Source organism: Oceanisphaera marina (assembly GCF_014643915.1).
In the GTDB taxonomy this organism is placed as follows: Bacteria; Pseudomonadota; Gammaproteobacteria; order Enterobacterales; family Aeromonadaceae; genus Oceanimonas; species Oceanimonas marina.
On sequence record NZ_BMKE01000042.1, the window covers coordinates 1 to 13495 of the forward strand.

Annotated in this window: 12 protein-coding genes; 3 read left to right on the forward strand and 9 right to left on the reverse strand. The window is 51.3% G+C overall.

Annotated features, from left to right (window positions below; all coding sequences use genetic code 11):
* Nucleotides 1-730: 730 nt before the first annotated feature.
* The 4 genes from IEW52_RS15010 to IEW52_RS15025 form a co-directional block, all read right to left on the reverse strand.
* Nucleotides 731-979, reverse strand: coding sequence for a DUF3297 family protein (locus IEW52_RS15010; protein ID WP_188630897.1), 249 nt, complete (start codon nucleotides 977-979; stop codon nucleotides 731-733).
* Nucleotides 980-1134: 155 nt separating this feature from the next.
* Entirely contained in the window at nucleotides 1135-1632 is a 498-nt protein-coding gene (locus tag IEW52_RS15015; protein WP_188630898.1) for a RidA family protein, read from the reverse strand.
* Between the two features lie 53 nt (nucleotides 1633-1685).
* Nucleotides 1686-2087 carry a c-type cytochrome gene (locus tag IEW52_RS15020; RefSeq protein ID WP_188630899.1) on the reverse strand — a complete coding sequence of 134 codons (402 nt, stop codon included), beginning with the start codon at nucleotides 2085-2087 and terminating at the stop codon, nucleotides 1686-1688.
* Nucleotides 2084-3706 (reverse strand): NAD(P)/FAD-dependent oxidoreductase, encoded by a 1623-nt coding sequence (locus IEW52_RS15025; protein ID WP_229667985.1) that lies wholly within the window; start codon nucleotides 3704-3706, stop codon nucleotides 2084-2086. Before IEW52_RS15025 ends, IEW52_RS15020 begins: the two co-directional genes overlap by 4 nt.
* 418 nt (nucleotides 3707-4124) lie before the next feature.
* Between IEW52_RS15025 and ybiO the strand changes: the two genes are divergently transcribed.
* Entirely contained in the window at nucleotides 4125-6443 is a 2319-nt protein-coding gene (ybiO, locus tag IEW52_RS15030) for a mechanosensitive channel protein (protein ID WP_229667986.1), read from the forward strand.
* Nucleotides 6444-6529: 86 nt separating this feature from the next.
* Here the strand turns inward: ybiO and IEW52_RS15035 are convergent, their stop codons facing one another.
* The 4 genes from IEW52_RS15035 to IEW52_RS15050 all read right to left on the reverse strand — a co-directional run bounded on the left by IEW52_RS15035 (nucleotide 6530) and on the right by IEW52_RS15050 (nucleotide 10059).
* On the reverse strand, nucleotides 6530-7399 hold the full coding sequence (locus IEW52_RS15035; RefSeq protein ID WP_229667987.1) for a delta-class carbonic anhydrase: 870 nt from the start codon (nucleotides 7397-7399) through the stop codon (nucleotides 6530-6532).
* Nucleotides 7400-7574: 175 nt separating this feature from the next.
* On the reverse strand, nucleotides 7575-8357 hold the full coding sequence (locus IEW52_RS15040) for an EAL domain-containing protein (RefSeq protein WP_188630901.1): 783 nt from the start codon (nucleotides 8355-8357) through the stop codon (nucleotides 7575-7577).
* Nucleotides 8358-8510: 153 nt separating this feature from the next.
* Nucleotides 8511-8714 carry a DUF2256 domain-containing protein gene (locus IEW52_RS15045; RefSeq protein WP_308424537.1) on the reverse strand — a complete coding sequence of 68 codons (204 nt, stop codon included), beginning with the start codon at nucleotides 8712-8714 and terminating at the stop codon, nucleotides 8511-8513.
* On the reverse strand, nucleotides 8668-10059 hold the full coding sequence (locus IEW52_RS15050; RefSeq protein WP_188630902.1) for a DASH family cryptochrome: 1392 nt from the start codon (nucleotides 10057-10059) through the stop codon (nucleotides 8668-8670). Before IEW52_RS15050 ends, IEW52_RS15045 begins: the two co-directional genes overlap by 47 nt.
* A 187-nt stretch (nucleotides 10060-10246) precedes the next feature.
* On the opposite strand from IEW52_RS15050, the gene IEW52_RS15055 reads away from it, so the two are divergent.
* Nucleotides 10247-11764 carry an MDR family MFS transporter gene (locus tag IEW52_RS15055; RefSeq protein WP_229667989.1) on the forward strand — a complete coding sequence of 506 codons (1518 nt, stop codon included), beginning with the start codon at nucleotides 10247-10249 and terminating at the stop codon, nucleotides 11762-11764.
* A 168-nt stretch (nucleotides 11765-11932) separates the two neighbouring features.
* Here IEW52_RS15055 and IEW52_RS15060 read toward each other — a convergent pair whose 3' ends face one another.
* Nucleotides 11933-12976 carry a WD40/YVTN/BNR-like repeat-containing protein gene (locus IEW52_RS15060; protein WP_188630904.1) on the reverse strand — a complete coding sequence of 348 codons (1044 nt, stop codon included), beginning with the start codon at nucleotides 12974-12976 and terminating at the stop codon, nucleotides 11933-11935.
* 105 nt (nucleotides 12977-13081) lie between these two features.
* On the opposite strand from IEW52_RS15060, the gene IEW52_RS15065 reads away from it, so the two are divergent.
* On the forward strand, nucleotides 13082-13495 hold a 414-nt coding region (locus IEW52_RS15065; protein WP_229667990.1), incomplete at its 3' end, for a DUF6444 domain-containing protein.

Sequence of the window (13495 nt, forward strand, 5' to 3'; positions counted from 1 at the left end):
AAAAGATAGAACACCACTGTATGTTTATCCAGCTATACTTGATGTGAATTCACTTCCCCGAGCCTGCGAGGCAAGTTCAACAGCTAATTCAACGACAAATGACATTTATGCAAAGCGCACCTATCCGCTGATAGCATAAATCTCACCATTAAAATTTTCTTTTTTATCAAAAACTTAAGACGCCATAAAAAATTACGCCTTGGGAATAAGCGCCACATGTCGTTTTTCACGCAAAATATCTGTTCGCTTATCCACTTTCACTCACATCAACTGTTCTATATTTTTCAGTGCTTTATAAGCCTGGCAGACCGAAAATCACGCGGCTTTGCGACAACTGTCGTATAGCTGCGCTTTTATCAAGAGTTAAATATCGCAGCCAGGCTCTAAGGTGCTTGTTTTTCACACAGTCAAAATCAGCAGTATTTTTCTGCAACAGGCACGCTACCGCCCGAGCCTTGCGGGCGACCTGCCTCTTCCCTTCCCTGTTGTGAGGCGCTGCGCGGGATTCATAAGGAACAATCAAAAGGCACCGAATGAAGCTATTGCATTATGACTCTGTGCAAGGCGAAATGGAAGGCGACAACGCCCTTGCTTTATGTCTTCGCAATGAACATCCATAACCGTTAACCACTGAGATTAGGTATAACGTTGATTTTTGGTAACGTATTAAAAAAGGGCCTGAATTTCTCAGGCCCTTTTTAGTTACAAGAGTCAGTAATATTAAAACGACTTAGCTATAGAAGGCTTCAACCGTTCCTTTTAGTGTAATCAGCATTGGCTGACCACGACGGTCCAGCGCTTTGGGCGATGGGATTTTTACCCAACCTTCACTAATGCAGTATTCTTCAACATCGGTACGCTCTTTACCGTTCAGTCGAATACCAATGTTGTGTTCGAAAATTTCTGCCACATGATGTGGGCTACGAGGGTTAACCGAAAGGCGATCCGGTAAAGCAGGCAAGGATTTAGTGTCGTTCATATGAAACCTGACGCAGTAGCTAAAAAGTGCGTCATTGTAGACAAAACAGACCTGACGCTCAACAAGGCTCACTGAGGCAGGTCTTGCAGATGTGACCGATATGGTGGCGAGAGTTGCCTGTATTATCGAGCCCATGTCTATTGGACTCACCGCGGTTAAGGTCGCATCGCAGACACTTCAATTTCAATCAACCAACCAGGGTTGGCCAATGCGGCTACCTCTACTGCCGAACGTACCGGCAGGTTGGGCTGCTCTTCGGTACCAAAGAACTTGGTGTAGCCCTTCATGAAACCGGAAAAGTCGACTTTGCCGTCTTGCGCTACCAGAAACACTTGCATGCGATAAACATCGGCCATGGTGAGGTTAAGGGAGGTAAGGGTTTTCTCGATAGCTTGCAGTGTCGAGGTGGCTTGCTCCTCCATAGAGCCATATGCAGCTGTGGTGCTAGCATCGGCGTCTTTAATGATGGCAGCAGGCACCTGGCCACTCAGGTGTACCAAAGTCTTGTTGGCGGGCACTTCAACAGCCAGTGAAATAGGAAAGTCGGAATCAGGCAGTTTATGACGAATAACACCTTCTTCGGCGGCATGGGCCGTGGCGGTAACACCGCTAAGCAGTGCGGCCGCTGCAATGCAAGATAGAAACGATTTCATTAATGACTCCTTTAATGGATATCCCGACAATGTCGGGCGCACAGTAGATCAGGTTAGCGTTTGCTCATAGCGTTTACTTGCTCAAGGGTCGTTTTTTCTGGGTAGTTATTACCAAAATGAGTACGAATATAGTCAACCACTTCCACTATCTGTTCATCACTAAGGTAGTGCTTGAAGCTGGGCATGCCGCCCAAACCATTCAACAGAATGAAAATGGGATAGCCTGCAGCCGACAGCTTGGGGTTATTGGCCAATGCGGGATAAAAGCCTGCGCCGGTATTCACGCCCTTGCCTCCTTCCATGTGGCACCCCTGACAAATGCTGTTAAATAGATCCTCACCTGTTTTTTGCTCGAAGCTGCCACTTTCAGACACGGTCGGCGTGCCCGCCACCGCCGGTAAAAACACCAGAGAGCTGATGCCAAGTATAAAAGCAGAGAGGGTTAGCTTGTTCATGATTGACTCCCTTGGGCGTTTTGCTTGTTCGCAGCAACGGCATGCTCATGCAGGCGCTTGATGGCATCTAAAGAAGACAAGATAGCGCCTTCCATCCAGGCCGGAATATACGAGGCGTGTTCGCCGGCCAATACCACTCGGTTGTCTATTTCACACAGATTCTGGTAGTGCTCTTTACGGCTTTCTGGCGTCCACAGCCCATAGCAACCGTTGGTCCAGGGCACTCGGTGCCATGCCACGGCAATGCCGTTATCAAACTCGTCCAGATATTGTGGATGAATTTTAGCACCGTATTCCAGCGCTTTTTTTACCCGCATTTCGGGAGACATGGCGGTAAACTCGTAAGCATTTTCATCCCACAAATAGCCACCCAACAACACCCCTTTGCCCGAAGAATGGTAGTCGGTGCTGGGATAGCTGATCATCTCTATCGGCATATCGGTATAGGAAATACCGCCATAAATACGGTCATCTTCTTCCCAGAAGCGGCGTTTGAACTGCAACCCCACTTTTACGCCGGTGTCGTAAGGTACCGCACGAATGGCACTGGTCAGCTTGCTGCTGAAGTTGGCGGGAATTTGTCCCAGTATAGACAGTGGAATAGTACATACACACCAATCGGCAGATTCGGTCATGGTGTCGCCCGGGCTTTTACTATCGATATAACTGACGGTCACGCCTTTATTATCTTGATGGATCTTAGTGACCTTGCTGCTGTAGCGGATCAGATTGCCGACCTCTTTTTCAAACCCCTTGGCAACCATGTCCATGCCACCGATGGGTTGAAAAATAGTGCTTTGGTATTCAAACAAGTTACCCGTAACCAAGTGCTTCCACAGGCTGGAATCAAGCAACTCGTGGCGGTCCATGGGCAGAGAGTATTGTTCCTCCGGCATCAAACCACCGCCGGGCTCTACATCAAAGCCCCGCCTCAGGCTGGCCTCCACTGACTTGACGTATTTATCGTCGCCATTCAGTGCTCCCCATTCACGCATAACCAGCAACAGACGCTCGGTTTCTTCACGGGTCATGGCTTCATCAAGGCCTTTCTGGTTCACGCACTTGGCCAGCAGTTCGGCAATATGTCCCTGAAAATCGGAGTAAACTTCACGGTAGCGTTTGGGCTTGCCGTCAAAGGCATTGGCGCTGTGTACGTAGGCGTTATGGTTGATTTGATTAAAGACTTCCAACTTTACATCAAACTGTTTGCAGTAATGCAGCACCGCATAGTGATGGTAGGGGATTCGCCACGGTCCTGGGTTGATATACAACCCTTCGTCGAACTTACATTCTTGGGTTGCCCCGCCCAACTCCGTGTATTTGTCGCCACCTCGAATGGTCCAGCAGCGCCCCCCTGCTTTCTCGTTGTACTCGAGAATTTTAACTTTATAACCCGCCTTCTGTAGTTCGAATGCCGCCGTCATGCCGGCCAGGCCTGCACCCAGTACCAAGACCGTTGATCCTTCGGGGGCACCACTCAGTTCATAATGATCTTTGTCGAAGGTTGATTCGCTGGCAAAACCCAGCGAGGTCATGGCCTGATACATGGCGGCAGCGCCGGCCGTTTTGCCTATCCACGACAATATCGCTCTTCTGCTTATGCCTCGGGTTAGTTCCATGTTCGATGTTCTCCTGGGCAGGAATGGCGATGCTTGCGTCGAATACGGCCATAGCGGCTATCAAATTAACCGTTGTGCCTTTTGAACTAGCCATGCAACACAAACACACATTGTTAACCAATGGTTAATAAAACTTAGTGCCCGGTGAGCAGTGGCGCAAATAAAAAATGTACAAATAATAGACATAACTCACTACTGCGGTTTCTTTGGCTAACACCTTCAGGGTAAAACAGCGTCCTGCCTTGGCCGATTTTTCGTGCCGGGGCCGAGCATTAACTCCGCATTATGATTATGTTACCCTGCCCAATCGCATTGTTTATTCACGATAAAATTTCACACAACAACGTATTTCACACAACAGGATGGAACAGAACCCACATCTGAAATCAATACACTGACAGCCAACTGGAGACCACTGGTGAACCTACTAATAAAAAGAATCACTCTGCTGACCCTATGGCTGCTCTGTGCTCCCATGATGAGTATGGCGCAGGCCCAAAGCCAAGAGCCCACTTCGGCTCCCTCTTATGACGCCCTGGCCGAAGTACTGGAAAACGAACAATCACGCCAGCAGCTGATTAGCCAGCTGCGCAGCCTTGCCAAGCAACAAACGCCGGCAGTCACCGAATCCGCAACTGAAAACACAGCTTCCACAGAAGCTTCCATTCCCAGCCAGCTGGCAGAAACCACCAGCGAAATAGCCGGTGGGCTGAGCGATCAGTTCACCAACCTGGTGGAGGTAACAGGCAACTTGTTTACCGGTGATTTGGCCGAAGACAATGCAGGTTTCAATAGTGCGAACTTTATGAATGCCGCCATTAATCTGGGCATGGTGATCCTCGCCACAGTGGTGCTGTTCTGGTTGCTGCGACGGCTGGCAAGCCCGCTGTTTACGCGCCTCAGTTACTGGTCTCGCCACGGAGCAGGTAAAACACAGGTACTGCGTTTGGTGGCCTGTGTAGTGCTGGCCACGGCCGTTGATGTGCTGGCCGTGGGTCTGGCCTACGTTGGCGGTAATCTGGTGGCCACTTTTATGGTGGGCGAAACCGGCGAGCTGACCACACAGGCCTCGCTGTTTCTGAATGCCTTTATGGTGATCGAGCTATTAAAAGCCGGGTTGCGGGTGCTGTTTTCGTCTCGTTACGACGGGCTGCGCTTGCTACCGATTAACGCAACGGAAGCCGCTTACTGGAATCGCTGGCTGGCCTTGCTGATAGGCTTGGTGGGCTATGGCATTATGGTGCTGGAGCCGTTAATCAATCTCAATATCTCCAGCACGCTGGGCCAGGGCGTGAATACCCTGATGATGTTTGCCGCTTATATTTATGCACTAACGGTAATCCTTAAAAACCGCACTCGCCTGCGCCACGCCATTCGCGTGAAGGCCGAAAGCAGCACCATTGCCGCCGGTCAGTTCAGCCTGATATTACTCTCTCGTACCTGGCATTTAATTGCGCTGGCCTATTTTACCGTGGTGCTGGTGCTGACCCTGCTCAGCCCGGCCGAAGCCCTGCCGTTTGTACTGTATGCCACGCTTAAAACCCTGGGCATTGTGGTGATAGCAATTTTACTGTCCAGTTTGTTAAGCCAGACCATAGGCCGACGCATTACCCTGTCGGACGAATTGCGCCGCAAGCTGCCGTTACTTGAACCCCGTTTGAACAGCTATATTCCGGCGGCGTTGCGCTTTTTGCGGGTGCTGATCGTCAGCATGGCGATATTGCTGATATTCAATGCCTGGTACATAGTCGATTTGAACGCCTGGTATGAATCTGAAGCCGGCGGCAAACTGATGAGTAAAATCATCGGCGTGGCCATTATTCTTGCCGTTGCCGCCCTGGCATGGGTGGTGCTGGCCAGCCTTATCGAACACAAGCTGAATCCGGAAACCGGTAGCGGTCAACCCTCCGCCCGTGCGCAAACCTTGCTGCTGCTGTTTCGCAACGCCGTGGCCATTGCGCTGGCCACGCTCACCATCATGATAGCGCTGTCGGAAATCGGCATTAATATCGGCCCCCTGATCGCCGGTGCCGGTGTCTTGGGTCTGGCCATTGGTTTTGGCGCACAAAAGCTGGTGCAAGACATTATTACCGGGGTGTTCATTCAAATAGAGAACGCCATGAACACCGGTGATGTGGTGACGCTGGCGGGCATTACCGGTACCGCCGAAAAACTCAGTATTCGCTCGGTGGGCATTCGTGACCTTAGCGGGACCTATCACATCATTCCGTTTTCAAGCGTGGATACGGTATCCAACTATATGCGCGAGTTTGCCTTTCATGTGGGTGAATATCGGGTGGCTTACCGCGAAAGCATCGATGAGGCCATTGTGCAGTTGCAGAATGCCTTTGACGAGCTGGCTGCCAGCGAAGATAACAAGCACGAAATACTGGCACCACTGGAAGTGGCTGGCGTGATCTCGTTGGCCGACAGTTCGGTGATTATCCGGGTACGGATAAAAACCACACCGGGCATGCAGTGGGCGGTGGGACGTGCCTATAATCGGCTGGTGAAGTTGCACTTCGACAGTGCCGGAATCGAAATTCCCTTTCCGCACAGCACGGTATACTTTGGGGTAGGCAAAGAAGGCCAGGCCCCTTCTGCCAACGTGCGGCTGATGGAGCAAGACTTCGATATTAATGGCCACCCTGGTGGACATGCCAAGTCTGGTGAAAAAGTCCTTCCTGCCAACAGGAAAACACCAGTCAGCAACGATGCCCCCAACGATGACGATTAATCTCGTCTGGTAATAAAAAGGCCGAGCAACTGCTCGGCTTTTTTATGGATGACACCAGGCTCTAACCGCCCTCCGCTCGCCCTCCTTTATTGCGTTATTTCAGACAACAGATCGGGGTTGGTCACCAGGTTTCTTACCCCGTGGGCGTGATCTTCTTCGAATACATTGCCCTTGCACCACTCACCCACGGTGGCAATGTTCACCTTGGCCACCTGAGGGCGAACTCCCCAGCTCACCTGAAAAGGGGACCCTTTTTCGTTATAAGCGGGGCCCGTAGTAGAGCCGGCATAATGTATTGACTGGCCGGTATTGGTCGGCAGGTTCAACGCCTGATATCGGCCATCTTGCTCACCAAAGCCCGTTAATTTACCAAAATCCAGTGCCGTGCTGTCATTAACCAGCACATACACCTGAGCTTCTACCCGTAACTGCGGATTTTTAATCGCATCGTTAAAACAGGCTCCCAGAGTCGCTCCCGGCGTTATCTGTGCCGTTGAATAAACGTAATGAACTTCTATGGTATCCCCGGCATTCAAGCTGCCGTTCTTGCTTGGGCATATTTCGCCAGCAACAGGTGTCAGCTCGGCCTGGGTTAACGAACCCGAATAGCGGTATCCACTGCCATGCCCCTTGCCATCACCATTGCCGGCATACTGCGAAAATTCGCCGCCCATATGCTCGGCATTCTTGTGAAAATGAATATTACACAAGTTCATGTCGTTATAGGCCGGTGCGGCACTAAACAGCATGCTGTTGTTACCTTGCACAGTATCGATATTACGGGGTGACTGCGGACCAAAACCTTTTTCTTTGGTATTGTCAGCCAGCTTGGCACGTTGCTCGGCAACCACTTGATCAGCAACCGGGTTGGTTGCATTAACGGGGGTGTTCTTTGCGGCTACATTGCATGATATGGCAGTGGTTGTTGCCAGCAAAAAAAGGTAATTAACCTTCACTATTTCTCTCCTTGATTGAGTGATAAATAAAAAATGACGCCCCTGTTCTATGTATTGCTGAATAATGATACTCGCAGCAAAAAAAGGGCTCAAAAACGTGGAATAATAAGCCATTACGACAAAATCAGGCGCAGGTTCGGCTACGCCACTATCAGATTAATTAACTTACAGCTCTTTAACAAGACGCTATATTGAGCGCCGAAAAATTCACCTCTGGCAGGCTTTCAAAACCGGGCTTGGCAAAAAAGTAGCCCTGCATCAACGCCACGCCCGCATCACGCAGCCAAACAAACTCGTCAATCGTTTCTATGCCTTCGGCCAAAGGAGTAATATTGAGTTCGGCAAACATATTCAGGCAGTTTCTTACTATAGACTGGCGGACTTTATCATTATGGATATCACGAATTAGCTCCATATCCAGCTTGATAATGTCAGTCTGAAAGTCTGCCAACAGATTGAGTCCGGAATAACCCGAGCCAAAATCGTCGATCGCCGTCTTGAAACCAAGCATTTGGTAATATTCTACAATGCGCTGAATGTGCTTGTTGTCTTCCAGCTTTTCAACTTCGGTAAACTCGAACATGATTTGATCAACAGAAAAATCATATTCCTTGGCGGCCGCCAATGTAGTACGAATACAACGCTCTGGCTGGTAAATGGCATTAGGCAGAAAATTGATACTGAGCATCTCTTTTATATTCAGCTTTGCTGCCAAAGCAATGGCTTTTACGCGACACAGCTGATCGAAAACATAACGATTATCATCGTTCACTTGAGAAATAATGGAGTATGCCGATTCATTATTCAGCCCTCGCACCAAGGCTTCATAACCAAATATACTTTGCGTTTTACAATTGACTATTGGCTGAAAGGCCATGGTAAAGTCAAAATCAAGGCCGTTTTTATTTGAACACTGAGTGCACACAAGTCTGTCGCAAATTATTAACTCGTTTCCCATACACTGACCTTTAAAAAGTTATAAAAAGGCCAGTCATAAAACCAACCCGCGAATCACCGAACACCGCCCAAACGCACCTGACTTGCAACCGGCTTCGAATGATATCATCGAGCAGTTTACCTCATCAGACGGCGCCTGTAACACCTCCGCTGGCTAAAGCACGGCACTGCCGGTTTTACCCGCCTGGCTGCGCCGCCCGGCACAACGTTTTGAGCAATATTTAACCTGCAACCAGTTGTTAGCCCACTTTTTGCGCCAGCTGAATGGCCGTTGGCAAACCGGGCATACCTTGAATGGCAAATCTGACTTGTTAATCATGGTGACTGCCATCGGCAGGAATAGGCCAATCGGCCGCATCTACCGAATCCAGAGGTTCCGCTTGATGTTTGCCGTGCCATTTATTGATGAAGGCTTCATTGGCATCATACAGCTGCGTTTGTTTGGCCAGATTAAAGTGACGCCCTCCTCGCGGATCCGCCCCTACGCCCGCGATGTATTGCCAGTTACCCCAGTTGGACGCCACATCATAGTCAATCAGCTGCTGCTGAAAATAAGCCGCACCATAGCGCCAGTCAATCGACAACTCATTGACCAAACAGCTGGCAACAATTTGACGGCCGCGGTTGGACATAAAGCCGGTGGCATTCAGCTGATGCATGCAGGCATTCACCAGCGGATAAGGCGTGCAACCCTGGCACCATTTAATAAAGCGCTCGCCATAATAGCTGGTCAATGGTCGTGTGGCGGCACTGCCTTGCAGCGCGAACAGGCGAGACTTTTGTGCCAGGGCCCACCACTGAAAATACTCGCGCCACAACAATTCAAACCCGATCCAATAGGTGGATTCATTTTTCAGGCATTCTTTTTGGTAGCGATCCAGCCGCTGCCATATCTGACGTGGAGACACATTTCCCACGGCCAGATATGGGCTGAACTTGGTGGATGTACTCCAGCCATCCAGGTCATTACGCGTTTGCTTGTAACTCTCGGGGGCCTGGCTGGTAAAGTAGCGCTCTAGGTGTAGCAGCGCGGCTCGTTCTCCGCCGATAAAGTGTTCATCCTCATGAGTAAGGCGAGTGTCGGCATAACGTTGGCAAGAGGCTGCCATACTGCCTCGATACTCATGCAAAACCGTATCAAGCTGCTGGCTTGTCTCTTCGGCTGCCAGCGGCGGTGGCAAGGTGTCCAGCCAGATTTTACAGGGTGAAACCGGCGTAATCGGCTGCTGCTCTACCTGTTTTCTGAAGCGCGAAAAACTGGCCAGCGCATCCTCGCCCCGTTCAAGCTGTTCAGGTTCGAACAAGGTTGAATTCCACCGGGAAATACAGTCTACCTGTGGCAATTGCTGTACCAAATACTGCCATACCCGCCGCTCATTCCAGCCTACCTGGCTGGCACAGCCCAGCAAATTAATCCCCTGATGCGACACAAAGTGAAGAAGTTCGGCCACAGGTTCGCCATGCAATACGGTCAAGTGATGCCCAAACGATCGCAGTTGGGCGTCAAGATCACGCAATGACTCGACAATAAAACGAAAACGATGCTCGCCAACACGCTTGTGCTGGTAGTTATTCTGCTTGAACCAGCGAGGATCGAGTACATAAACAAAGGCGATACTGTCGCTTTGCATCAGCAGAGAACTCAAGGACATGTTGTCTTGCAAGCGCAAATCGTTGGTAAACCAATAGAGTGCTTTTTTCATCCGGCGTTTATCCTTGGCATTGGTTTATATTGAGCGGGACATTCTTGATAGCCTCAACATTCGAGATAACACAACCACTCCTTGCTCATTGTCGTCATCTTAGGTATTACTCGAAGCTGACAAAAAGATCCACATTCAGGGCTTCAACCTGAACCTGTATAGCATGATAGCCAATAAAGGAGTCTCAGTGCCCAACCCCAATCGCCCCTGGATATTAGCAGCCTTGATGTTGTTTATGATGATGGCCGCCATGGACGTGACCATAGTCTCGACTGCTGTGCCGCAAATTGTAACGGCGCTGGGTGATTTTTCCTTGTTCACCTGGGTGTTTTCCATCTATTTGCTGACCCAGACCGTGACCATTCCCATTTACGGAAAGCTGGCCGATATTTATGGCCGCAAACCCATTCTGCTGGGTGGCGGTCTGCTGTTTCTTCTGGGCTCTGCGGCCTGTGCCGCAGCCTGGAACATGCCGAGCCTGATTGCCTTTCGCGGCCTGCAAGGCCTGGGAGCCGGCGCCATTATGGCCACGGTCAACACCCTGGCCGGCGACTTGTACAGCCTGGAAGAACGTGGCCGGGTGCAGGGCTTTTTATCCAGTGTATGGGGCATGGCGGCCATTAGCGGCCCTATGCTGGGTGGTGCCTTTGTTGAGTATGTGTCCTGGCACTGGATATTTCTGGTCAACCTGCCCATAGGCGCACTGGCCGTGGCGGTGCTGTGGGTATTTCTGCACGAACCCCAAACGCACAAACGTCGCCAAATCGATTACTTGGGCTCGGTGACCATACTGGCCGGCGTAGGTACGCTGATTTTCGCGCTCATGCAGGGAGGCACGGCCTGGCCCTGGCTATCGGTGACCAGCATAGGGGTGTTTATGCTGGCGGCATTGTTGCTGATGCTGGCGGTATGGACGCAGCGCCGAGCGGCCGATCCGGTCATGCCTGGTTGGTTATGGCGCAATCGTGGCCTGGCCTGTGCCAATCTGTCGATGATCGGCATGGGCTTTATCGTGATGGTGCCCAGCGCCTATTTGCCAACGTTTGCCCAATCGGTATTCCAGGTCAATGCCATTACCGCCGGCCTGGTGCTGGCCGCCATGAGTATTGGCTGGCCTCTGGCATCCTCGTTTTCGGCACGTCTGTATCTGCGTATTGGCTTTCGCAATACCGCCGTCATCGGCAGCCTGCTGGTATGTGTGGCCACGGGCAGTTTTCTGCTGTTGTCTTATCAGGTGTCTATCTGGGTGATCGTGGCCGGGCAAATCGTACTGGGGGCTGGTTTTGGCTTGTTATCCACCCCCATGCTGGTGGGAGCGCAATCGTCAGTAGACTGGCATCAGCGTGGCGTGGTGACCGGTGCCAACATGTTCTCCCGTTTTCTGGGCCAGAGTCTGGGCGTTGCGGTGTTCGGCACCCTGTTCAATGCCGGTTTAAGCCAGCGTTTACAGGAGGCGCCGGCCCAGTTGCGTGAGCAGTTACCGCAAGAGGTAGATACCGTGGTGAGCAGCTTGCAACAGGCACCATTGACCGACGAGGTGGCGCTATACCTGCGCCATATGATATTTGATGCCACTCAGGGGTTATACATAGGACTCTTTGTTATTGCCGTTATTATCCTGGCAATTGTGTTGCTCAGCCCGCGGCATTTTAGCCATCAGCCCTCGGTCAGCACCGCCTGGAATAAACAAAGCACGCCTTCCTAGTTCACAGCCCGACTGTTCGGCAGTGGCATGGCAGATATAAAAAAACACCGAATCGATTGATTCGGTGTTTTTGTTCCGGCTTGCAATTATCTGTTAGGCGGCGGATCTGCAGGTGAATTAGAGAATCCTGATAGAAGGTGCAGGATGCCAAGCTTTATGTTTTAGACTTCACGGTATCTCGCGTTTGGACAGTGCGTATCCGGATACCCGCCAACGGGTTCCGGTGTGGGTGTCGTAATATCCTCCCTGGGCACTGGAGCCCTCATTAGTCATCTGCCAACGCTTGCCACCATCTGTGCTTAGGGCGGTAATGTCGTTCGGCAAGAAACCCTCGGTAACGCCGTCGAACAAGATATGCCCCGCCGGCGTACGATACAGGGCGTAGCCAATCACATCTTTCTTGAACTCATGCAGGGGTTGCAGCTTAGCGCCGTCCCACATCGATATCATGCTGGGGCGCTCGCGCTTGCTGTCGTCAGGAATAGAATAATTTACGGGTAATCCTTGCCAGCCCAAGACGTGCACCTTGCCCGCTTCATCGGCAAGTAAGTCGATAACACTCTGGTCCGGCACCGTAAACTCCACTTCAGGCGTGTCATCTCCCCATGGCAAGGCCAGTACCACACTCAGGTTTTCTTGCTTGCCATAGCGAGCCGTAAAATATGCCAGTCGTAAGGTGTTATCGGCTCCCAACGCCACCAGATCGAATTGCTCAGAAAAAGTAATATAAGGCTCGATAGCGGGCAGTGCAATTTCCTGCCAGTGCTCGCCACCATCTTGGGTGCGCCACAGCCGAGGCCCGCTGCCAATCAAATAGCCGCGTTCGGCATCCAGAAAGCGCAAAAAGGTAATGTTATCCGCTTCGGGCCAGGTCAGTTGCTGCCAATACTCGCCGGCGTCAGTGGACTTCCATAATTTTTGAGTAGGAAAAAGTTGTTCGCCTGATGATGACTTTATTCTTCGGTCGCGCCATTGCGTGTGCACATAAACCGTGCGCCAATCCGGCGCAATCCACCAATCGCCATATTGCGCACGCTCAAGCAATACCGTGGTGACAGGGCCGTCAATGAAGCCTTTAATAATGCTGAGCGAGCGCCTATTCGCTCGCTCAGCAGCATCAGCCATCCAGTCTTCGGTCACTTCTGCTCGAGAGTTCGGCTCATTAAGTTCAGCTTCGGTCTTATCTCGGAAGATGATTTCGGGCTCACTCATCGTAACTGTTCACCCGCAGCGCCTTGACACTCAATAATGGGATGATCGTCTCTTGATCCGCTTTTGCTACTTGCACGATCTCCCAGTTCAGGCACGCTTATCAATATGAATAAAAAGCACACCACACCGACGGTGCCGCCCCCGACGCNGCACACCACACCGACGGTGCCGCCCCCGACGCTGGAACAAGCGCATGAGCTGATTTTCAAGCTCATGGAGCGTATTTCCGAGCTGGAAGACCGCCTCAATCAGAACAGCGGCAACTCTTCAAAGCCCCCGTCCAGCAATGGACCGGGAGGAACGCCGCCGGCTCGCCCACGCAAACGTTCCGGCAAGCAGCGCGGCGCTCAGCCTGGTCATAAAGGCCATCGTCGAGAGCGGCATCCGCAGGATGAACGGGTGACGCTCGCGCCTCATTATCCGTCAGACACCTGTACCTGCTGTGGTGGCGATATGCTGGCTCATGCCAAACCACACCGAGTACATCAGGTATTTGATTTACCCGAAGTCAGCTACTTC